This is a genomic window from Xylanimonas ulmi (assembly GCF_004216535.1).
Taxonomy (GTDB): domain Bacteria; phylum Actinomycetota; class Actinomycetes; order Actinomycetales; family Cellulomonadaceae; genus Xylanimonas; species Xylanimonas ulmi.
Genome location: NZ_SGWX01000001.1, coordinates 661013 through 683312 on the forward strand (window position 1 = coordinate 661013; position 22300 = coordinate 683312).

Annotated in this window: 17 protein-coding genes, 1 tRNA gene and 1 pseudogene; 11 read left to right on the forward strand and 8 right to left on the reverse strand. The window is 72.1% G+C overall.

Features of this window, described 5'->3' with window-relative positions:
* Positions 1-3: 3 nt before the first annotated feature.
* Entirely contained in the window at positions 4-2766 is a 2763-nt protein-coding gene (gene aceE / locus EV386_RS02885; protein ID WP_130412154.1) for a pyruvate dehydrogenase (acetyl-transferring), homodimeric type, read from the reverse strand.
* A 329-nt stretch (positions 2767-3095) separates the two neighbouring features.
* On the opposite strand from aceE, the gene EV386_RS02890 reads away from it, so the two are divergent.
* From EV386_RS02890 to EV386_RS18950, 4 genes and pseudogenes are all read left to right on the forward strand, one after another.
* Positions 3096-3494, forward strand: coding sequence for a DUF3052 domain-containing protein (locus EV386_RS02890; protein WP_130416736.1), 399 nt, complete (start codon positions 3096-3098; stop codon positions 3492-3494).
* A gap of 35 nt (positions 3495-3529) precedes the next feature.
* Positions 3530-3985, forward strand: coding sequence for a peroxiredoxin (locus tag EV386_RS02895; protein WP_130412156.1), 456 nt, complete (start codon positions 3530-3532; stop codon positions 3983-3985).
* Positions 3986-4024: 39 nt separating this feature from the next.
* Positions 4025-4100, forward strand: a tRNA-Val gene (locus tag EV386_RS02900).
* A gap of 8 nt (positions 4101-4108) precedes the next feature.
* Positions 4109-4282 (forward strand): annotated as a pseudogene (locus EV386_RS18950) (hypothetical protein); the annotation flags it as partial.
* Positions 4283-4329: 47 nt separating this feature from the next.
* Here EV386_RS18950 and EV386_RS02905 read toward each other — a convergent pair.
* On the reverse strand, positions 4330-4569 hold the full coding sequence (locus EV386_RS02905) for a DUF6191 domain-containing protein (RefSeq protein ID WP_130412158.1): 240 nt from the start codon (positions 4567-4569) through the stop codon (positions 4330-4332).
* Positions 4570-4703: 134 nt separating this feature from the next.
* On the opposite strand from EV386_RS02905, the gene EV386_RS02910 reads away from it, so the two are divergent.
* Complete coding sequence (locus EV386_RS02910; RefSeq protein WP_130412160.1) at positions 4704-5264, forward strand: CG0192-related protein; 561 nt, start codon at positions 4704-4706, stop codon at positions 5262-5264.
* A 24-nt stretch (positions 5265-5288) separates the two neighbouring features.
* Here the strand turns inward: EV386_RS02910 and EV386_RS02915 are convergent, their stop codons facing one another.
* Positions 5289-6248 (reverse strand): ROK family protein, encoded by a 960-nt coding sequence (locus EV386_RS02915; RefSeq protein WP_242607808.1) that lies wholly within the window; start codon positions 6246-6248, stop codon positions 5289-5291.
* A 333-nt stretch (positions 6249-6581) separates the two neighbouring features.
* On the opposite strand from EV386_RS02915, the gene EV386_RS02920 reads away from it, so the two are divergent.
* On the forward strand, positions 6582-7277 hold the full coding sequence (locus EV386_RS02920) for an HAD-IA family hydrolase (RefSeq protein WP_130412164.1): 696 nt from the start codon (positions 6582-6584) through the stop codon (positions 7275-7277).
* A gap of 30 nt (positions 7278-7307) precedes the next feature.
* On the opposite strand, the gene EV386_RS18810 is transcribed toward EV386_RS02920, so the two are convergent.
* A complete protein-coding gene (locus EV386_RS18810; protein ID WP_130412166.1) occupies positions 7308-7913 on the reverse strand; it encodes a sugar O-acetyltransferase in 606 nt (201 codons plus the stop codon).
* A 355-nt stretch (positions 7914-8268) separates the two neighbouring features.
* Between EV386_RS18810 and EV386_RS02930 the strand changes: the two genes are divergently transcribed.
* The 4 genes from EV386_RS02930 to EV386_RS02945 all read left to right on the forward strand — a co-directional run bounded on the left by EV386_RS02930 (position 8269) and on the right by EV386_RS02945 (position 16444).
* On the forward strand, positions 8269-11817 hold the full coding sequence (locus EV386_RS02930) for a hypothetical protein (RefSeq protein ID WP_130412168.1): 3549 nt from the start codon (positions 8269-8271) through the stop codon (positions 11815-11817).
* 228 nt (positions 11818-12045) lie between these two features.
* Positions 12046-13302, forward strand: coding sequence for an EfeM/EfeO family lipoprotein (locus EV386_RS02935; protein WP_130412170.1), 1257 nt, complete (start codon positions 12046-12048; stop codon positions 13300-13302).
* Positions 13299-14678, forward strand: a complete 1380-nt coding sequence (efeB, locus tag EV386_RS02940) for an iron uptake transporter deferrochelatase/peroxidase subunit (RefSeq protein ID WP_130412172.1) — start codon at positions 13299-13301, stop codon at positions 14676-14678. Before EV386_RS02935 ends, efeB begins: the two co-directional genes overlap by 4 nt.
* 59 nt (positions 14679-14737) lie before the next feature.
* Positions 14738-16444: a phospholipase C gene (locus tag EV386_RS02945; RefSeq protein WP_130412174.1), complete on the forward strand. Its 1707-nt coding sequence runs from the start codon at positions 14738-14740 to the stop codon at positions 16442-16444.
* Positions 16445-16497: 53 nt separating this feature from the next.
* Here the strand turns inward: EV386_RS02945 and EV386_RS02950 are convergent, their stop codons facing one another.
* The gene (locus tag EV386_RS02950) at positions 16498-17415 is read right to left on the reverse strand and encodes a helix-turn-helix domain-containing protein (RefSeq protein ID WP_242607809.1); all 918 of its coding nucleotides are present in this window, start codon (positions 17413-17415) and stop codon (positions 16498-16500) included.
* 136 nt (positions 17416-17551) lie between these two features.
* Here EV386_RS02950 and EV386_RS02955 point away from each other — a divergent pair, with 136 nt between their 5' ends.
* On the forward strand, positions 17552-18271 hold the full coding sequence (locus tag EV386_RS02955) for a class I SAM-dependent methyltransferase (RefSeq protein WP_165399815.1): 720 nt from the start codon (positions 17552-17554) through the stop codon (positions 18269-18271).
* An 82-nt stretch (positions 18272-18353) separates the two neighbouring features.
* Here EV386_RS02955 and EV386_RS02960 read toward each other — a convergent pair whose 3' ends face one another.
* The 3 genes from EV386_RS02960 to kdpC form a co-directional block, all read right to left on the reverse strand.
* Positions 18354-19040 carry a response regulator gene (locus EV386_RS02960; RefSeq protein ID WP_165399816.1) on the reverse strand — a complete coding sequence of 229 codons (687 nt, stop codon included), beginning with the start codon at positions 19038-19040 and terminating at the stop codon, positions 18354-18356.
* Positions 19037-21502: a DUF4118 domain-containing protein gene (locus tag EV386_RS02965; RefSeq protein ID WP_242608047.1), complete on the reverse strand. Its 2466-nt coding sequence runs from the start codon at positions 21500-21502 to the stop codon at positions 19037-19039. Before EV386_RS02965 ends, EV386_RS02960 begins: the two co-directional genes overlap by 4 nt.
* 161 nt (positions 21503-21663) lie before the next feature.
* Positions 21664-22299 (reverse strand): potassium-transporting ATPase subunit KdpC, encoded by a 636-nt coding sequence (gene kdpC, locus EV386_RS02970; RefSeq protein WP_130412178.1) that lies wholly within the window; start codon positions 22297-22299, stop codon positions 21664-21666.
* Position 22300: the final 1 nt, after the last annotated feature.

Sequence of the window (22300 nt, forward strand, 5' to 3'; positions counted from 1 at the left end):
TTGTCAGCTCTCGCCGCCCGCGTTGCCCGAGGCGCCCGCGGTGACGTCCAGCAGGCGGTACTTCTCGATCGCGTGGCCGACGACGTCGGGCGAGATCTCGCCGCGGCGGGCCAGCGCCTGCAGCGTCTTGACCACCATCGACGGGCCGTCGATGAGGAAGAAGCGGCGGGCGGCGGCGCGCGTGTCGGAGAAGCCGAAGCCGTCCGCGCCCAGCACCTCGTAGTCGCCCGGGACCCACTTGCGGATCTGGTCGGGGACCAGGTGGTCGTAGTCGCTCGTGGCGATGAACGGGCCCGGGGCGCCCTGGAGCCGTTCGGTCACGAACGGCGTGCGCACCGGCGCCGACGGGTCGGTGAACGCCGCCCGCTCCGCGGCGAGCGCGTCGCGGCGCAGCTCGTTCCAGCTCGTCACCGACCAGACGTCGGCCGACACGCCCCAGTCGTCACGCAGGAGCTGCTGGGCCTCCAGAGCCCACGGCACACCCACGCCCGAGGCGAGCAGTTGGGCCTTGGGGCCCGGAACGTCGGAGACCGCGATGCGGTGGATGCCGCGCTTGATGCCCTCGACGTCGACGTCCTGCGGCTCGGCCGGCTGGACCATCGGCTCGTTGTACACCGTCAGGTAGTACATGACGTTCTGGTCGCGGCCCTGCTCGTCGTGCGCGCCGTCGGCCGACGGGCCGAACATGCGCTCGATGCCGTCGCGCACGATGTGGCGGATCTCGTACCCGTACGCGGGGTCGTAGGCGACCATCGCCGTGTTGGTGCCCGCGATGAGCGGCGAGTGGCCGTCGGCGTGCTGCAGGCCCTCGCCCGTGAGCGTGGTGCGGCCTGCCGTCGCGCCGATGATGAACCCGCGTGTCATCTGGTCGCCCGCGGCCCAGAACTGGTCGCCCGTGCGCTGGAACCCGAACATCGAGTAGAAGATGTAGACGGGCACCATGTGCTCGCCGTGTGTCGAGTACGACGTCCCCACCGCCTGGAACGCGGCGGCCGAGCCGGCCTCGTTGATGCCGGTGTGCATGATCTGCCCGGCCTCGGACTCCTTGTAGGAGAGCATGAGGTCGCGGTCCACGGCGAGGTAGTGCTGGCCGCCGGTGTTGAAGATCTTCGCGCTCGGGAAGATCGAGTCCAGGCCGAACGTGCGCGCCTCGTCGGGGATGATCGGCACGATGCGCTTGCCGAACTCCTTGTCCTTGATGAGGTCCTTGAGCAGGCGCACGAAGGCCATCGTGGTGGCGATCTCCTGGTGGCCCGAGCCCTTCTTGAGCAGCTCGTATGCCTTGGGCTCCGGCAGCGTGATCGCCTTCGGGGCGTGTCGCCGCTCGGGCACGAACCCGCCGAGCTGACGGCGGCGCTCGAGCATGTACGCGATCGCCGGGTCCTCGACGCCCGGGTGGTAGTACGGGGCGCTGTACGGGTCGTCGAGCTGCTCGTCGGGGATCGGGATGCGCAGCGAGTCGCGCAGCGTCTTGAGCTCGTCCGACTTGAGCTTCTTCATCTGGTGCGTGGCGTTGCGGCCCGCGAAGCCCGAGCCGAGGCCGTAGCCCTTGACGGTCTGGGCGAGGATGACGGTCGGCTGGCCCTGGTGGGCGCGGGCCGCGGCGTAGGCGGCGTAGATCTTGCGGTAGTCGTGGCCACCGCGCTTCATGTTCCAGATGTCCTCGTCGGTCATGTTCTCGACGAGGGCCTTGGTGCGCGGGTCGCGGCCGAAGAAGTGCTCGCGGATGAACGCGCCCGACTCGGCGCGGTAGGTCTGGTAGTCACCGTCAGGGGTGACGTTCATCAGGTTGACCAGCGCGCGGTCCTTGTCGGCGTTGAGCAGGGCGTCCCACTCGCGGCCCCAGATGACCTTGATGACGTTCCAGCCCGCGCCCTTGAACTGGGCCTCGAGCTCCTGGATGATCTTGCCGTTTCCGCGCACCGGGCCGTCGAGGCGCTGCAGGTTGCAGTTGACGACGAACGTCAGGTTGTCGAGGTTCTGGTGGGCCGCGAGCTGCAGCATGCCGCGCGACTCGGGCTCGTCCATCTCGCCGTCGCCCAGGAACGCCCAGACGTCCTGCTGCGAGGTGTCCTTGATGCCGCGGTTGTGCAGGTACTTGTTGGTCCACGCCTGGTAGATCGCCGACGCCGGGCCCAGGCCCATCGAGACGGTCGGGAACTCCCAGAACTCGGGCAGCAGCCGCGGGTGCGGGTAGGACGGCAGGCCGTGGCCGGCCTTCGACTTCTCCTGACGGAAGCCGTCGAGGTCCTCGGCCGCCAGGCGCCCCTCCAGGTAGGCGCGGGCGTACATGCCGGGGGAGGAGTGCCCCTGGAAGTACACCTGGTCGCCGCCGCCCGGGTGGTCCTTGCCGCGGAAGAAGTGGTTGAGGCCCACCTCGGTCAGTGTCGCGACCGAGGCGTAGGAGGAGATGTGCCCGCCCACGCCGATGCCCGGCTTCTGTGCGCGGGTCACCAGCACGGCCGCGTTCCAGCGGATCCACGAGCGGTACTTGCGCTCGAGCGACTCGTCGCCCGGGAAGTACGGCTCGTCGTGCACGCCGATCGTGTTGACGTACGGCGTCGCGAACGACGCCGGGATCGACACGTTGCGCTCGCGCGCGCGCCGCAGCAGGTTGAGCATGACGTAGCGCGCGCGGGGCCCGCCCTTGTCGTCGATCAGGCCGTCGAAGGACTCGACCCACTCGGCGGTCTCGCCGGGATCGATGTCGGGGACCGAGCTGAGCAGACCGTTGATCAGTGGTCCGGTCTCGTCGTACGAAGCCACCAGCACCCTCTCTCTGTTCGTGACTGGGGGTGAGTGCGCACACCGCAGTCACGCCTGTCGTCGATTCACCCCCATTGTGTCCCCTGGTGAACGCCACGCACACTGGTTCTCACCGCCTGGCCCCGTGACGTCGGTCATGCTGTTGCGGGATCAACAACGCTCGATAGGCGGCTTGCGGCGTCGGCTGTGGACGCGTTGACCGCCGTCGTCGTGCCCCAGACAAGGCGTAGGACGCCACGGTGGACTACGTTGACCACCAACCCGGGCCGCGCCGCGGACCGGGTCGACTTTGCCGAAGAAGGGAACGGACAGACCACGTGGGTACGCAGATGGATCCCCAGGCCAACCGCCTCGGGTTCACGCCCGGCCAGGTGGTACAGGAGTTCGGCTGGGACGACGACGTCGACGACGCGCTGCGCGTCGCGATCGAGGAGATCACCGGCGCCGAGCTCGTGGACGAGGACTATGACGACGTCACCGACGGCGTGATCGTCTGGTGGCGCGAGAGCGACGGCGACCTGACCGACATGCTCGTCGACGCGCTCACCGTGCTCGACGACGGCGGCCCCGTGTGGCTGTTCACCCGCAAGCCCGGACGCTCCGGGCACGTCGGCCACGACGAGATCCAGGAGGCCGCGACGACGGCGGGGTTGCACGCCATGACGACATTCGCCGTCGCGGACGACTGGTCGGCGACCCAGCTCGCAAACCGCGGACGCGGACGCTGACACCGCCGACGGCCCGATTCGGGCACGATGGGGCCATGACGCTGCGACCCGGTGACCCGGCCCCCGACTTCACGCTGCCCGACACGCACGGCACGCCGGTGCACCTGGCCGACCTGCGCGGGGAGCCGGCGCTCGTCGTGTTCTTCCCGTTCGCGTTCTCCGGCATCTGCACCGGCGAGCTGTGCGAGCTGCGCGACAACATCGAGGAGTTCGAGTCCGCCGGGGTGAGGCTGCTCGCCATCTCGACCGATCCGGTCTTCGCGCTCAAGGCCTGGCAGCAGCAGGAGGGCTACGGCTTCGACCTGCTCAGTGACTTCTGGCCGCACGGCCAGGTCGCCCGCGCCTACGGCGTGCTCGACGAGGAGCGCGGCCACGCGCTGCGCGGCTCGTTCCTCATCGACGCCGACGGCGTGGTGCGCTGGGCCGTGGTCAACCCCCGCGGCCAGCGGCGCGATCTTGAGGCGTACCGGACCGCGCTCGCACAGATCTGACTCCCGTACCCTGGGGGGTCGCACCCCCAGGGTGCGCAGGGGCCTGTAGCTCAGTTGGTAGAGCGCCACGCTTACACCGTGGATGTCGTCGGTTCGAGTCCGGCCGGGCCCACCACCATGGCAATGGGGACCGGCATCGCCCACGAGACGACGTGCGGTTTCGGCGATGATCAGCACGCCGGCGCGAATGGCCTGACTGCGGTCACGACTGTGGTGGGCAACGACGCCAACGGGCTCCACGACCTCGCCGCGTTCGTCGAGTCGCTCGCGATGGATTGGCGAGGCTGGTCGGGGACGCGGCGGTGGGCGGAAGTGATCGCGCGTGCTTGTCTCGGGGTGGAGGCCTACGACGTCGGCTCGGCGCAGATGATCGCGACGCCTGAGTCCAGGTCGATCTCACCGTTGGGGCCCCCGGTCGCCGGATGCTGGACGATGTCCAGGCGCTGCCGTTCGCGCTCCGCGGTGAGGTGTTGCTGTGACGGCTGGAACGGGTCGATGAGCTGGCCGAAGGCGCCCGCAGCACCACCGCCGCCGGCGCCCAGGTACTCGCCGTTCGGTCCGTACGCCGACTTGTCCACGCCCACGCATCCAGAGTAACGACGGCGCGCCCCGGGGCGAACGCGCGAGCCGGCGCCGCCGACGCCGATGCTCCGCCGTCCGGCGCCGCGCCCTTGCCGCGTCGCCGGCCAGCGCCTCTGCCGTGTGATGGGATGCGAGCATGGCGATTCTGCACCAGGCGACGCTGACCCCGACGAAGACCGAGCTGATCGCGGCGTGGCTGCCCGGCCAGCCCTGGTTCGACGGCGACGCCCCCCTGGTGACGCCGGTGGGCGCCTACCGGTTCGACGACCCGGCCGGAGAGGTCGGCATCGAGTCGCACATTGTCGACGTCGGCGGTCGCACGGTCCATGTCCCGCTGACCTATCGCGGGGCCGAGCTCGATGGCGCGGACTCGTTCCTGGTCGGCACGATGGAGCACTCGGTGCTCGGAGCCCGTTGGGTCTATGACGCCGTCGGCGACCCGGTCTACCGGGCCGAGCTGGTGCGGGTCGTTGCGGAGGCGGACACGCAGGTCGAGTTGGTCGTCCAAACGCCGGACGGTCCCGTGCTCCGCGACCCGAACATGCAGGTTCGCGGCAGCGGAGGGACCGTGCCCGACGACGCCGAGATCGTCGTCGTCAGGGAGCCCCTACGCGACCAGGCGCCGTTGTCGGGCCTGACGTTGACCGGGATCTGGGCGGGCGCCCCGGCGCCGGCCGTCCTGGCGTACATCACGTGAGCGACCGCTCGTGGGAGACATGGCCTAGCCTCCGGAGGTGAGTTCGCCCCATCGGGCCAGAGCGGTCGGGCTGGTGATCTCGTCGACGCCGAGGCTGAGGGCGCCCAGAACCGGACCTTCGTCTCCGTGAAGGCCATCCAGGATGGCTGGCGTCTCGCGGCGGTGGAAGGTCATGAGCCCGTTCTGGTATCCGCGATCGAACGCCTCCGGGGCCGCGTGGCGGATGAGCGGCGCGACACCGGCGATCGTGATCAGCTCCGGATCGTGGAGGTTCACGAGCCCGGCAATGCCTGCGCCCAGATCGTGCGCGACGAGCTCGATCGCGTGCCGCGCCGCGGGATCACTGATGACGCCGCGGGTCAGGTCACCGAGCAGCCTGGTCGCGTAGGCGACGGGGTCGTCCGGAGGCGGGTCGCCGCGGTGTCGCGCGAGCGCTCGCCCGTCGACCATGAGGTCCCAGCATCCGCGCGCGCCGCACGGGCACACGAGCTCGGGGTCTCCGAACGGGAGATGCCCATACTCTCCGCCCGCTCCTCGGGCGCCGGTCATCGGCTGCTCGTCGACCAGGAGAACGCCTCCGACTCCGACTGCGACAAGGATGTGAAGGGCCACGCGCGCCCCGCGTGCCGCGCCGGTGCGGGCTTCGGCCAGGCCGCCCAGAGTGGCGTCGTTGCCGGCGAGCAGTCGGAGCGGGGAGCTGGCGGGAAGGCCTTCGGTCAGCATGCCGAGGTCGGCCTCGCTCCATCCACGCGTCGCGAACTGCAGCAGTCGGCTGCCCGTCACCGTGCCCGCGACGACGACGGCGACCGCGCGCGCTCGTCCGCGGCTCTGCTCGGCGGCGCGAGTGACGCTCCGGGCGATCCTCGGCAGGAATTGCGCGGGCTGCTCGTCTCCGTAGAAGCCGGCCTCCACCTCGGAGGTCTCTCCGGCGAGGTCGCCGAGCAGCACCCGCCAGCCAGCGGTCCGCAGGTCGACGACGATCACGAGTGGCCCGAGCGGGTGGGCATGAAGGCTCGTCGTGGGGCGCCCTGGGCCGGACCGCGGCGCCGGATGCTCTCCGAGCAGTCGGGCGCCGCGCAGACGCTCGATCAGCTCCGTTGTCGCACCGCTCGCAAGAGACAGCCGATCCGAGGCCTCTGTCCGTGTGATCCCCGGCTCGGAGTGGACGAGGCGCAACAGTTCGGAGCCCGTAGACCAGCGTAGGCGCGCCGAGCGCGACACGGGTGAGCGAGGCGCAGCTTTCGATCGGGCCATCATTCGAATATACTCGGCAAGCGAGGAAACGGCGAGAGGCTCGCATCACGCCAGGAGTTGTCCATGACATCACAGCCACCCCTGCCAGGCTCTGTCGACGTCGACGCGGTGCTCTTCGACATGGACGGCACTCTCGTCGACTCGACGCGTGTGGTCGAGCGCCTGTGGCAGCAGTTCGCGACCCGGTTTGGCGTCGACGTCGCCGAACTCCTCGCGTACGCGCACGGGAGGCAGACCCAAGACACCATCGCGCGCTTCCTGCCTGCCGGCCATGACCCGGCATCCGTGACTGCGGACTTCCTGCGCGGGGAGTTGGTCGAGACGCGGGGGATCGTGGAGGTGGCCGGGGCTCGCCAACTGCTACGCGCCTTGGCTCACGCCCGTGTCGCGCTCGTGACATCGGCGCCGCGTGCGCTCGCGGAGGTGCGGATGAGCGCTGCGGGCATCCCGACTCCGGCGGTCATGGTCTGCGGTGACGATGTGGGTCGGGGCAAACCCGACCCGGAGGGATATGAGACGGCCGCCCGCCGACTCGGCACGCAACCTCGGCGGTGCCTGGTGGTCGAGGATGCCGAGGCGGGCATCCTCGCCGGGCTCGCGGCGGGTGCGCAGGTGGTGGTCGTCGGCGACCACGCCTCGCCGACGACGACGGCACTGCCGCGGGTGCGCGACCTGACGGCTATCGCCGTCACCACGCGTGGCGGCCGCGTCCAGGTCCGCTGGAACCACCCGACTACAAGCGCGAGGACGCACGCCTGACCGAGGTCCGCCTGGCAACCGAGTGAACCGTCACTGCGGCGCCGTGGTCCTCGTCGTCAGGTCTGCGTCGGTGATCGCCCTGAGCACGCGGGCGGGGACGCCGACGGCGACCACCATCGGTGGCACGTCGCGGCTGACGACGCTGCCGGCGCCGATGACCGACCCGTAACCGATGCGCACCCCCGGGAGCACGACGACGTTGCTGCCGATCCAGACCTTGTCCTCGATCACGATCGGCTCGGAGAAGCGAGCGAAGTCCACCCGGCGCGCCGGGTGCACCGGATGCCCCGTGGTCGTCAAGGTGACATTCGGGGCGATCATCACGCCGTCGCCGATCCGGATCTCCACGTCGTCGACGAAAGTGACGTTCACATTTCCGTAGAAGTCGTCGCCGATGTGCACGTTGCCTCCGAACGCCGCGCTGAACGGCGAGTTCAGGATCGTGCGCTCGCCGACTGAGGCGAAGATCGACTCCAGCAGCCCCCGCCTGCGAGCGCCATCGCTAGGAGGCGTCTGGTTGTATGCGAACACCAGGTCTGCCCGGCGTAACGGCGCCTGGAACGCCGCCTCGGACTCCGAGTAGATCAGCCCGCGCCCGATCCGCTCCAGGACCTCACGCTCATCGGCAGTGCTCACTTCTCGCCCTCCTGCTCATCAGAAGCTCGGCGGCAGCGTCGACCGTCTGACGGCGACTCAACCTCGTGTCCCTTCACGGCGCCCTCCGACGAACCAGGGAACTCGCTACGGTGTCCGGCGCGGACCCGCAACGCTCGAACTCCTCACGGGACCGTGTGCAGGGCGCCGGGGCCGCGTACGCGCCGTTTTCTCGTTGGGCGAGTATATAGGTCCGGCGAGTGTGTCGCCAGATGCGCGGCGGGCCCCGCGAGGCCGTGTGCTCGCGCGGCAGGTTCACCCTTGACCGCCTCGGCACGGGCGAGCGAACCTGAGGGTGAGGATCGGGGGGACGATGCTTCTCGCCCTTGTTGCCGCAATGGCCCTGCTGAACCGCGTGACCCCGCGTTTCGGGTGGGAGGAGGCCTCGCTGGAGGAGATGCACGACGACGTCTACGTGCATCAGAACCTCACCAACCGCGCCTACCGCGAGTACGCGGCCGGACGGCCGGGTTACAACGCGTCACTGGCGCTGGAGTGGCACACCGACTACATCGACAGCTATCTGTACAACCCCTTGTTCTGGGCGGGCGGGTTCGGGTCTGGGGACGGTCTGGATCGCCTGAAGGTCGCCACCGCATTGACGCATGAGCTGGAGTCGCTGCATTTCGACGACCTGACGTCGGGCGAGCAGGTCGCGAGCATGTGGACGCGCTACCTGAGCGGGTGCGTGGCGGGGCTGTACTGGGCCGCGGAGAACGACGACGTGGCGGCGGCGCACAACATCCTCGGCGCGGCGTTCCACGCGATGCAGGACTTCTACTCGCACTCGAACTGGGTCGACAACGCCGACCGCCGGACGGTGACCTGGCACGGCGCGACGGCGCAGGTGCGGGGCGCGGGGCCGCTGTACACCGGGTCCTACGAGACGCCGAAGCACCTGACGCAGAAGCCGCACGGGCGCGTGTCGTTCGAGTGCTCACTGCTGCAGGCGTCGGGCGTCGGGCCGCTGGTCGACCTGGTCTGCGGGCCGCTGTCGCCGCTGTACCGGCAGTCGCCGTGCCAGGTGTACGAGCGGTGCGGTGACGCGGCCGCGGTGCGCACGAGCGTGCTGGGCGTTGAGCTGCCGCGCGGCCTGGTCTACCTCGACCCGCCGGGGATCGCGCTGGACAGCTCCTGGCAGGCGGAGATCGGACGCCAACTGCGCGACATCCCCCAGGGCGACCCGATCACGGCGCGCGAGCTGTTCGCGCGGGCGAAGGATCTGGCGGTGGAGTCCACCGTGTGGTGGCTGCGCAGCCTGGAGGGGGAGCTGGGCCGCGACCCGGTGACCAAGGCGTTCTGGCAGCGGGTGGTCACGGCGGACACCTACGGATCGCGCCGAGCGCAGTTCGAGGACTTCTCCCGGCTGCCGCTCCTGTTCGTGGGTCACGGCGAGTACCCGCCCTCCGGGCGCGGCTCGGACTGGGATTGGTATCTGCGCCTGCAGATCCGCACGAGCAGCGAGACGGACTCGGGCACCAACGGATCGGTCAAGGTCCACGCCGACGGGCAAACATTTCTGCTCGACTACGCCAAGAACTCCCAGGCGATCGTCGAGTACAACGACTTCTCCACCGGAGACGTGCAGAGTTACGTCGTCGGGCCGCTGCGGCGCCTGCCGTCGTCGATCACGTTCGAGGTGGAGGGCAATGACGTCGGCGACATCCTCGGGGTGATCTGGGATGGTTTCGTCGGGGCGCTGGAGACCGTCGTCGACGCCGTGGGCGACCTGCTGCTCACCCTCATCGGCGGCCACGCCGACCACGTCGCCACGCGCAAGCTGCTGTGGGGCCCGGACGAGCTCGCCGGGATCGGGCCCGAGCCACGGCCGTTCTCCGTGTTCCTCGACGGCGATAGCGAGGGCCAGTACAACGTCTACGGGACGATCCGGCGCGGGCCCGACGACGGGCTGCCGCACCGCCATCACCGGTACGTCGTGCGCCTGGACGAGCTGGAGTGCTGGGAGGAGTCGTTCCTGCACCTGGGCCAGGGCGCGAGCGAGGAGCCGTTCCTCCTCGCCGCGCTCGTCAACCTCGCCGACCCCGACCCGCAGACCCGCGTGAACGCGTTCCGCACCCAGCCATACCCCGGCGTCGGCCGCCGTGATCGCGTGGCCATCGGCCACGAGTTCACGGCTGTGGTGCCCGACGCGGTCGGCATGCTCGCTCTGCCGATGTCGGTGTGGGAGTCCGACCACGAGACGGCGGCCGAGCGCGACCGGATCCTGCGTGAGTTCGCCGGACACACCGAGCAGGACACGCGCTCGTGGAGCGACCGGCTGATCGAGACCGTGGGCGCCACGTTCGGGTCCGACTGGAAGCTCGGCGGGCTCCGCGCTTTCGCGTTCACCCGTGCGCCCTTCGGGTCGCGAGCCGCCACCGTGTACCCGCCACCGGGCGACGCCGAACCCATCGAGCGGTGGGTCGACGCCGGGTCACGGCTGGAGATCGCGCTCAACACCACCCCGCAGTGGCGCACCTGGGACCTGCCCGACGGCGCGCAGACGATCCTGGACTTCTCCGCACTGGCCGAATCGGCCTTCGCGGCCGGGGACCTGGACGATGCCACCGGCCTGGTCCAGGCGGGCGCCGACCGCCTGCGCGACATCTGGGCGCGGCACCCCGACGTGCCGTTCACGCCGGTTCTGGCGGCGGTCGCCGCGTGGCGCGGACATGCGTCACGACACCACCCGCACGACGTGCCGGGGCAGGTGGCCGCCGCCCGCAACGCATGGCTGCTCGCCGAACTCGTCGGGAGGCACCTGGTGAGCCAGCCCACACCACCGCAGGCCGAGTTGACCGCGCTGGCCGCGTCGCTGGGGCCGATCGCCTCGCTGCTGACGTTCGGCACGCCCGACGCCGAGCCCAGCGCGGTGGCCACCCGGCTCTTGTGCGACGTCTATGACCGGATGGACGGCGATCACCGGATCGACATCGGCGTGGCGTGGGCCACACTGTCCCTGCGCCGCCACGAGACCGCGTTCCACCCCGCCGTGGCTGACCGGGACGCCGAGCTGCGCCGGCAGCGCGAGGCCGCAGGCGAGGCGCTGGCCGTCCTGCGGCCGGTCGTGACCGGGCCCGGGCTCGCATCCCATCCCGCACCGCAGTTACGCAGCGCGGCCCGTTCACTGCGCCTCCTGGTCGGCACCGCAACCTTCGGCAGTGGCGACTCCACCGACTCGGTCGAGGCCAACGACCTGGCCCAGGCGGTGTGGCCGCTGCTCGACGGCGACTTGCGGGTCGAGGCGGCCGAGACCTGGATGGGGCTCGCCCTGCGCCACCACGAGGTCTCCTTCCACCCCGCGTGCCCCGACGCGAAGGCCGAACAGGCCCGCCAGCGGGCGGCCGCCGCCCGGTCGTTGGCCATTCTCGAGCCCGTCGTCGAGCACCTGCCCAACCCCGCGATCAGCGACGCCCAGGTCCTGCAAGCCGCCGCCACGCTGAGGCGACTGATCGGCCTGGCCACCTTCGGCGCTCCGACGTCGGAGCCGAGCGAGCGAGCCAACGCGCGCGCACAGCAAGCCTGGCGCCTCGTCGCCGGCGACCGCCGCATCGACCGCGGCGCCACCTGGACCGACCTCGCGCTGCGCCACCACGAGATCTCCGTGCACCCCGACTGCCCCGACCCGCGAGCCGAACAGCGCAAACAGCGCGAGTCCGCCGCACACGCCGTGACCCTCCTGCTCGACGTCGCCGCCGACGCCGCCGTCACCGCCGACGCCGCCGTGGCGACCGCGCAGCGGCGCAGGCTCGACGACGAGCTCCGGCGCGTCCAGGGACTGCTGATCTGGGGCCTTGCCGACGGGGACCCGGACGCGGCACGGCTGCGTCGGCTGCACGAGCGGGTCGGCGCGCACCTGGCGGCCCCAGGAGGCCCGCAGGGCTGACGCGCGCAACCGCCGTCCGTCCTCGGATGCGAGGAGGCGCTTGCTGGACGTCGCAGGGATGGCTTGCGAACGCCGCCCGGGGGCGAGCAGGACTCGTACTGTTGCCCGAGAGAACAGTTCGTGTCGTTCTGACGAACTCTCAGGAAACTTGCCCGGGGCAGCGTTATCGCCGTCGTAACTTCTCTCCGGCGCGGCCTTGAGGCCCGCAGGCGAGGGGAGACGGACACGATGAGGGCACGCGCAGCGCGAAGCCGACCCGGACTCCCGCGCACCGTGATCGTCCTGTCCGCCTCGGCCGCGGCCCTCTGCCTCGGCGCGTGCGGCGGGCCCGACGACGCCGCCGCGGTCGCCACCAGCGCCCCCGCCGTGGCGGGCACGCCCGTCGCCGCGGGCCCGGACAACTGCGGCGAGGGCTGGACCGGCGGCGCCGCCGGCGATCAGACGTTCGCCATCACGAACACGGCGACGACCAGCATGGCGGTGTACCTCCAAGACGCCCCGGCCGGCGACGCCGACGCCCGCACGTACCTCGTGGTCGACGCGATCGGCGCGGGCGCGACGACCTCCGCGTCAGTGCGACTCAACGGCGGCGCCTACCGGTTCGTGTGCCTGCAGGTGGACGAGGACATGGTCGCAGGCAAGCCCGTGACGGTCACCGGCGGCAAGGTCGCCGCAGCGACGCCCAGCATCGTGCTGCTCAGCCAGCAGGACCTCATCCCGCCCACGCAGGCCTACTCGGCGTGGGCGCTGGGCCGCGCGAGGACCCTCGCGCAGCAGGTCGCCGCTCTCGACGCCGACGCCGCGGCCGGCGACCTGGCGGCGGCCCGCCGCGACTGGCTCACCGCCCACACGACCTACGGCACGCTCGGCGCCGCCTACGGCGCGTTCGGCGACCTGGGCGACGCCATCGACGCGCTCCCGCCGCGCGGCGCGAGCGCAGCGCAGGACGAGGACCTGACCGGCTTCCGCAAGATCGAGGCGCTGCTGTGGCCGGAGCCCGGCGTGGGCTCGGGCACCGACGTCGCCCGGGCCGCGCGCCCCGCGACCCGGCAGCTCGTGGCCGACGTCGCGAGCCTGGTCACCCTGCTCCAGGACCCGCGCATGGACCCGCTGGAGCTGGGCCTACGCGCCCACGAGATCCTCGAGGACGTCCAGCGGATCACGCTCTCCGGCCGTGCCGACGGCCCATCGGGCACCACGCTCGCCGAGGTCGCCGCCGCGGTCGACGGCTCGCGGGCCGCGCTCGAGCAACTGCGCCCGCTGCTGACGGCGCAGGGCTTCGACCTCGCGCCCGACGACGACGCCCTGAACGGGCTCGCCGACACCGTCACGACCTTCGAGCACGACGACGCGGACGGTCCCGTGTGGACCTCGCGCGCCGACCTCACCCCGGCGCAGCGCGAACAGCTCGACGCGCGCCTCGACGCCGCCTTGGAGCCGCTGGCCCGGGTGGCTGCCACCACGGAGCCCAGGAGGCACTCATGACCAGCGAGAACGACGGCGCCTCGGGCTGTCCGGCGCACGTCGGGCGGCGCGGGTTCCTGCGCGGCCTGATGGGCGCGGCCGGGGCGATCGGCGTCGGCGCCGTCGTGGGCGCAGCGCCCGCCGCGGCGTCCGGCGCCGCCCCGGCCGGAGCCGTGGGCGCGGCGACCGACGACACCGCCGAGCGCGCCACGCGCCCGCGCGCCGTCGTCCCGTTCCACGGGGAGCACCAGGCCGGCATCGTCACGCCGTCGCAGCGCGCCGCGCAGTTCGTCGCCCTCGACGTCGCCGCACCCGGGCGCGACGGCCTGGAGGCGACGCTGCGCACGCTCACCGAGAGGGCGCGGACGCTGGCGGCCGCGACCCCGGCGCCGTCCGCCGGGCCCGGGGCGCCGCCGTCGGACGACGGGATCCTCGGTGCCGAGGCGAGCGGTGGCGCCGACTCCCTGACGATCACACTCTCCGTCGGCGTCTCGCTGTTCGACGACCGGTTCGGCCTCGCGGACCGCCGACCCGCCCGGCTGCGGGTCATGGACACGTTCCCCGACGACAACCTCGACCGGGCCATCTGCGACGGCGACCTGCTCGTGCAAGTCTGCGCCGACGAGCGCGACACCGTGCTGCACGCCGTGCGCGAGCTGCTGCGCGCGACCCGCGGCGACCTGGTGGTGCGCTGGCGGCAGGACGGGTTCCTGCCCCCGGCCCGCCCCGGCGGCGCGCCGCGCAACCTGCTCGGCTTCAAGGACGGGACCGCCAACCCGCCCACCGCCCAGGCCGACCAGATGGACGCGATCGTCTGGACGCACGCCGGCCCCACCCCCAAGGTCGACGACCAGGCCGCCCGCGCGTTCGGCCTCACGCTTCCCGACGACCTGCCCGACGCCGTCGAGCCCGCGTGGGTCGAGGGCGGCAGCTACCACGTGGTGCGCACGACCCGCATGTACGTCGAGTTCTGGGACCGCGTGACCCTCGACGAGCAGGAGCAGATGATCGGCCGCCGCCGCGACTCGGGCGCCCCGCTCACCGGCGCCCACGAGGACGACGTCCCGGACTTCGCCTCCGACCCGACCGGTGACGCCATCAAGCTCGACGCGCACATCCGCCTCGCCGGTCCGCGCACCCCCGGCGCTGAGGCGATGCGCATGCTGCGCCGCCCGTTCTCCTACGACAACGGCACGGACCCCGCCGGGACGCTCGACGTCGGGCTGGTGTTCGTGTGCTTCGTCCAGGACCTCGACAGGCAGTTCGTCGCCGTCCAGCGGCGCCTGACCGGCGAGCCGCTGGTCGACTACATCTCCCCGGTCGGGGGCGGGTACTTCTTCGCCCTCCCCGGGGTGCGGGACAAGGACGACTGGTACGCCAGCGCCCTGTTCGCCTGACAACCATGCCGCTCCCACGCCACGGCGGCCGCGGCACAAACGAACAGAAAGGCACACCCATGCAGGGTCTGCTCTCCACGCCTCGCGGGCGTTCCCTGTCCGCGGGGACGGCGGTCGTCGCGGGCATCGCCCTCACCGCCGGCGGTCTCTTCGGCACGGGCCTCCCGGGCCACGGCTTCGGCCACGATCAGGGTCACCCGGGCCAGACGCAGGTCGTCAAGCCGCCCCAGGCCACCACCCCGATCCAGCACGTCGTCGTCCTCTTCGATGAGAACGTCTCGTTCGACCACTACTTCGGGACGTACCCGAACGCCGCCAACACCGACGGCACGCGGTTCACCGCCGCCAAGGGGACGCCGAAGGCCAACACCATGGCCGCCGCGAACCTCATCACGGCCAACCCGAACTCCTACACGCCACAGCGCCTCGATCGCTCGTCGGCGGTCACCTGCGACCAGAACCACGGCTACACGGCGGAGCAGAACGCGGTCAACGGCGGCGCCATGGACAAGTTCGTCCAGTACGTCAACGTCGACGCCTGTTCGGGCCTCTTCGGCGAGCCGGGCCTGGTCATGGACTACTACGACGGCAACACCGTGACCGCCATGTGGAACTACGCCCAGCACTTCGCGATGAGCGACAACAGCTGGGACGCGACGTTCGGCCCCTCCACCCCCGGCGCCCTCAACGTGATCTCGGGCCAGACGCACGGCGCCATCGCCTACAACCCGAAGACGGGCGAACAGGTCGCCGACTCCTACGCCGACGTCGACCCCGACGCCAAGGGCGTGGGCACCGTGACCGGCGACCCGGACCCGGTCTACGACGACTGCTCGGACAACGACCACACCTCGGCCTCGGCGCTCGTGGGCATGCAGGGCAAGAACATCGGCGACCTGCTCAACGCGAAGGGCCTGACCTGGGGCTGGTTCCAGGGCGGCTTCACCCCGTCGACGACGGCCGCCAACTCCGCCACGGGCTACGCCCTGTGCGACACGACCCACGTGAACGTGGTCGGCGGCGCCTCGAAGGACTACTCACCGCACCACAACCCGTTCGCGTACTACAAGTCGACGTCGAACCCGCACCACCTGCCCCCGACGTCGGCCGCGAACGTCGGCAAGACGGACCAGGCCAACCACCAGTACGACCTGTCGTACTTCGAGCAGGCCGCCACGTCGGGCAACCTGCCCGCCGTGTCCTACGTCAAGGCCGCCGAGTACCAGGACGGCCACGCCGCCTACTCCGACCCGCTGGACGAGCAGGACTTCCTGATCCGCGAGATCAACCTGCTCCAGCAGTCGCCCCAGTGGTCCTCGACCGCCGTCGTGATCGCCTACGACGACTCGGACGGCTGGTACGACCATGTCGCCCCGAAGATCTCCAACGGCGGCGACGGCTCGGCGGACACGACGGTCTGCTCCTCGGTCAAGACCGAGCTCGGTGGCTACGCCGACCGCTGCGGCCCGTCCCAGCGCCTCCCGCTGCTCGTGATCTCGCCCTACGCCAAGACGAACTTCATCGACCACACCGAGACCAACCAGGCCTCGATCGTGGGGTTCATCGAGCAGAACTGGCGCTTGGGCGGCATCGGCGACGCCTCGTTCGACAAGACCGCGGGCTCACTGAACAACCTGTTCGACTTCTCGCAGAGCGAGAAGAAGCTCGCCCCACAGGTCATCCTCAACGCGGACGGCTCGGTCAAGTCGGTCAAGGCCATCGAGGCGGACCACGGCAACGGCAAGGGCAACGGCCACCAGAAGTAGCCGGTCTCCATCCGACCAGGCGAGGGGGCGCCGTCGCGCGAGCGGCGGCGCCCCTACGCGCGCGCGTCGCGGCGCCAGCGTTGCGGCGTCGTGCCGTGCCAGGCGCCGAACCGGCGCGCGAGGTAGGCCGCGTCGCGGAACCCGGTCCGCGCGGCGATCGCGGCCAGCGGCAGATCGGTCTCGGCGAGCAGGCGGCGAGCCTCGGCCATGCGGCGCTCGGTCAGCCAGTCGAGCACCGTCCGCCCGGTGCGCTCGCGCATCACCGTGGTCAGGTGCCCACCCGTGTAGCCGAGCTCGCGGGCCACCGACGCCGTCGAGACCGGCTCCGCGAAGCGCGCCTCGACGACGGCGAGCACACGCCGCACCAGCGGGTCCGTCGTCGGAGTCTCGCCGTCCTGCCCGACGGCGCGGGCCAGCTCCACGAGCATCCGCGTCAGCAGCGCCCGCGTCGCGTCCCCCGCGCCGACGCGATCCGGATGCGCGGTCTCCTCCCGCAGCTCCGCCAGCCAGCCCACCCACGCAGCGCGCCGCTCGGCGGGCGCCGGCACGCGCCGGACGCCGTCGAACGCGGCCAGCAGCGGGTGCCCCGCCCACGCAAGAGGCGGCAGGCCCGCGAGAGCCGGGACGGCGTCGGGCGTGAAGGACACCGCCCATGCTCGGCTGTCCGGAGGCTGCGGCTCGCCGGCGCCGATGACGCGCCCGGGCGGGACGGTGACGAGCTCGCCCGCTCGCAGCGGCTCGGTGGCGCCGTCGAGGCGGACCTCGCCGCCGCCGTCCTCGGCATAGACGAGCACGTGGAAGTCGTGCGCGTGCCGCTGGTCGGCGGGCAGGACGCCCTCGGCGTGGGCGCCGTCGAACCGGGTCACCCACACTGGCGGCACGCCCGGCGGGCCGTCGAACCGGTAGACGGGCGTGCCGTCCGCCCGCACCGCACGCAGGCGCGCACGCGGGCCGGGCACGTGTGATCGCACCGGTCCCGCTCCTGCCGACGAACGTGCCATCCTCACCGACTTCCGTCCTGCCCGGGCGTCGACGCGCGCCGCAGGCTGATCCATGGACACCCCTCCCGGGTATATCACCTGGAGGCCCGACCGGAAAGGACGGCCCATGACCGACACCCGCGAGACTGGCCTGCTCGACGACGTGGCAGGCGAGCGCGACTTCATCCCCGGCGCGGGCAAGGCCGGGCTCATGTGGAGCTACGACCTCATGACCGCGGCGATGGGGATCGGCAAGCACCTCGACCGGCAGGTCGCCGTCGCCGGCATCCGCCCCGGCCAGCAGGTCCTGGAGATCGGCTGCGGCACCGGGAACCTGACACTGCGCGCGGCGGCGGCGGGCGGCGTCGTCACGGGGCTCGACCCCGACCGCGGAGCCCTGGAGCGCGCCGCCCGCAAGGCGCGCCGACGCCGCCTCGGCGTCACTCTGGTGCGCGGGTACGCCGACCACCTCCCGGCACAGGACGCGAGCGTCGACCACGTGATCAGCTCGTTCGCGCTCCACCACGTCCCCACCGACCAGAAGGCCGCGATGGCGACCGAGTTGCTGCGCGTCCTGCGCCCGGGCGGCCAGGTGACGATCCTCGACTTCACCGGATCGCACACCGACCACGACGAGCACCAGCACCCGCACCAGCATGCCCGGCACGGGGGAGGGGGCGGCTGGCTCGCGCGGCGGCAGGGCTCGATGGCCTACGTCGCCGACAACGTCGACCACGGCGTCGCACACCTGCTGGAGGGCGCCGGGCTCGTCGACGTGCGCGAGACCGCCGCCCGCGCCGTGCTGCGCCGGGTTCCCGTCGCCTTCGTGCAGGCCCGGCGACCGTAGTGCGACGCGGTCGGGCTCGCGACGGTACTCATCGAGCAGTCCTTGGCGAGCACACCAGACGGCTCACCGAACGGCGTCGGGGCTAAACCTCGAACCGGTACCCAGCTCCCGGGTGCGTGAGGATGTGACGCGGGTGGGCGGGGTCCGCTTCGAGCTTGCGCCTCAGTTGGGCGGAGTAGACGCGCAGGTAGTGCGTCTCGGACTCGTACGCGGGGCCCCACACCTCGTGCAGCAGCTGGATCCGCCCGACCATCCGGCCGCGGTTGCGGACGAGCACCTCGAGCATGGCCCACTCGGTGGGGCTGAGGCGAACCTCGGCCCCCGCCCGTTCGACGACGCGGCGGGCCAGGTCGATGCGCAGCTGCCCGGCCTCGACGATCGCGTCGCCGTCCTGCGCGACCGGCGCCGCGCGTCGCACCGCGGCGCGCAGCCGCGCGAGCAACTCGTTCATCGCGAAGGGCTTGGTGACGTAGTCATCGGCGCCGGCGTCGAGGGCGTCGACCTTGTCCTCGCCGAGCTGGCGTGCCGAGAGCACGACGATGGGAACGTGGCTCCAGCCGCGGATCCCGGCGATGACGTCGAGCCCGGGCAGGTCGGGCAGGCCGAGGTCGAGGAGCACGACGTCGGGGTGGGTGGCCGCGGCGGCGTCGAGTGCCGCGGCGCCGGTGGCTGCGGTCGTGACGTCCCACCCGTGGGCGCGCAGGTTGATCGCGAGCGCGCGGGCCAGGCCGGCGTCGTCGTCGACGACGAGGACGCGGTTGCCGGTCACGACCTCGCTCCGGATGGCTCGGCGTTCGCCGTGGACGCGCGCGGCATGGTCACGACCATGGTCAGGCCACCGCCGGGGGTGTCCTGCGCGGCGACGGTCGCGCCGACGGCGCGCGCGAGGCCGTCGGCGACGGCCAGACCGAGGCCGAGGCCGTCGCCGGTGGTGTCTCCGAGCCTCTGGAACGGGGCGAACATGGTCGGCTTGCGCTCGTCGGGCACGCCGGGGCCGGTGTCGACGATGCGCAGCTCGACGTCGTCGTGACCGGCCGTCGCGGCCAGGAGCACGCGGGGCCTGCCTGGCGCGTGGCGCACGGCGTTCGAGACGAGGTTCGCGACGACGCGTTCGAGCAGTCCGGGGTCGGTGTGGACGAGCGGCAGGTCCTCGGGAACGTCGAGCACGACGCTCGCCAGCCACGGCTCGACGGCGAGGGGCACGACCTCCTCCAGGGAGGCGTCGCGCAGGATCGGCCGCACGGCGCCGGTCTGCAGCCGAGACAGGTCGAGCAGGTTGTCGATGAGCCGTTCGAGCCGTCGGGTCGACTCGGCGATGGTGCGCTGAAGGGCCTCGGTGTCCTGGGCGTCCAGCGTCACCTCGGGCGCGGTGAGGCCGTCCACTGCGGCGCGGATGGAGGCGAGCGGGGTGCGCAGATCGTGGGAGACGGCGGCGAGCAGGGCCGTGCGGGTCGCCTCGGCCTGCTCGAGCGTGTCCGCCTGCGCCGCGGCTTCGCGCAGGCGGCGGTGCTCGAGCACGATCCCGGCCTGGGCGCCGAACGCCTCGACGGCCCACCGGTCGCTGGCGGGCAGGGCGCGGCCGCGCAGTATGAGCCGATGGCGGTCGTCGACGCTGATCAGCGTCTCGTCGCCGGGGCGGGCGGTCGCCGCGGCCGCGGGGGTGCGGTGGGCTGCGGCGACAGTCTCCCAGTCGCGCTGCTCACCCGCGCGCACCTCCAGGAGGACGGCGTCGAGTCCGAACGACTCGGCCAGGCGCTCCACGATGGCCTGCGCGGTGTCGTCGCCCGACAGCACGGAGCGCGACAGCGCCGCGAGGGTGGAGGCCTCGGCTCGGGCCCGGTAGGCCTCGACGGTGCGTCTCGCCGCCACGTCGACGACCGACGCGACGGCGACGGCGACCACCACGAACACGCCGAGCGCGAGCAGCTCGCTCGGGCGGGCGACGGTGAACCGTCCGGTGGGCTCGGTGAAGAACCAGTTCAGGCACGCGAACGAGATCACTGATGCGGCCAGCGCCGGCCACAGCCCACCCACGATCGCGACGCCGACCACGAGCGCGAGGAAGAACATCAGCGGGCTCGACAGGTCCTGCGGCGCTCGGTCGACCGCCACCAGCAGTGCCGTCAGCGCGCACGGCGCGGCGAGCGACCCGGCCCAGCCGAGCGCTCGGCGCGCGGGGGACAGGGTCGACCAGGAACGGGAGCGCCGGCCCGCGCCAGCGGTCTCGTGGTCGACGAGGTGAACGTCGATGCCGTCCGAGAGCCGGGCGATCTCGGCGCTCGTGGAGCCGAGGAACGCCTGGCGCCAGCGTGAGTGCCGCGAGACTCCGACGACGATCATGGTCGCGTTGACCGCCCGCGCGAATTCGGCGACGGCGGTGGCGACGTCCTCTCCCACGACTGTGTGGAACGTGCCGTCGAGGGACTCGGCGATCTCGCGTTGGCGGGCGACCGCGGCGGGGGTGGCCGAGGGCAGGCCGTCGGTCGGCAGCACGTAGACGGCCAGGAGTTGCGACCCGGCCGCCCGCTGCGCGATGCGCGCGCCGCGGCGCAGCAGCGTCTCGCCCTCCGGGCCGCCGGTGACGGCGACGACGACGCGCTCGCGCGTGGGCCAGGCGCCGGTGATCGCATGGTCGGAGCGGTAGCGGGTCAGGGCGTCGTCGACCCGGTCGGCGAGCCACAGTAGGGCCAGTTCGCGCAGCGCCGTGAGGTTGCCCTCCCGGAAGTAGGAGCGCAGCGAGGCGTCGATCTGCTCGGGCCGGTAGACGTTGCCGTGCGCCAGCCGTCGGCGCAGTTGCTGGGGGGACAGGTCGACCAGTTGGATCTGGTCGGCGTCGCGCACCACTTGGTCAGGGACGGTCTCCTGCTGTCGCACGCCGGTGATCGCCTCGACGTCGTCGACCAACGACGCCAGATGCTGCACGTTGACGGTGGTGATGACGTCGACGCCCGCGTCGAGCAGGTCGTGCACGTCCTGCCAACGCTTGGCGTGGCGCGACCCGGGCGCGTTGGTGTGGGCGAGCTCGTCGACGAGCGCGACCTGCGGCGCGCGCGCGAGCACCGCCGCGATATCCATCTCAGTCAAGGTGGCGCCGCGGTAGGCGACCTCGCACCGCGGTACGACCTCCAGGCTCCCGACCTTGGCCGCGGTGGCCGCGCGCTGGTGGGTCTCGACGAGGCCGACGACGACGTCGGTGCCGCGGGCTCTGCGCCGCTCGGCCTCGTCGAGCATCGCGTAGGTCTTTCCGACGCCGGGAGCGGCGCCGAGGTAGACCGTCAGCCGCCCGCGTCTCGCGCGCGGTGGCGTCGCCTGCCCTGGTCCGTCCGCGCTCGTGCCGTGCCCCGCCGGGCTCTCGGGCGGCGCGTCGTTCGTGCCCACGGTGTGATCGTGCCTCACCCGAGCCCGCGCAGGGCGAGGTTGACGGCCAGCACGTCGACCCGCGGCTCGCCGAGGACGCCGAGCGTGCGTCCCTGGGTGTGCTGTTCGACGACCCGCCGCACGACCTGCGGGTCCAGGCCGCGCGCAGCGGCGACCCGCGCCACCTGCAGTTGCGCGTACGCGGGCGAGATGTCGGGATCGAGGCCTGACGCGGAGGCCGTGACGGCGTCGGCGGGCACGTCCTGCGGCGCCACGCCGTTCTCCGCGGCGACGGCGGCTTGGCGCTGCGCGATCGCGCTGACCAGGTCGGGGTTGTTCGGTCCCAGGTTGGAGCCGCCGGAGGCGAGGGTGTCGTAGCCGTCGCCCGCGGCGGAGGGGCGGGCGTGGAGCCACTCAGGGCCGGTGAACCTCTGCCCGACAAGTGCCGAGCCGACGGCGCCGGCGGGGGTTGTGGTGCGCTGGCCCGAGGCGTCGAGCAGGGAGCCGTGGGCCTGCCACGGGAAGACGGCCTGCGCGACGCCGGTCACGGCCAGCGGATACGCCAGGCCGAGCACGACGGTGAACGCGAGCAGCACGCGCGCTCCGGCCAGCGAGTGCCGCCACAGAGCGGCGAGGCCAGAGGCGACGGTGGGGGTGGGCGTGGTGGTCATG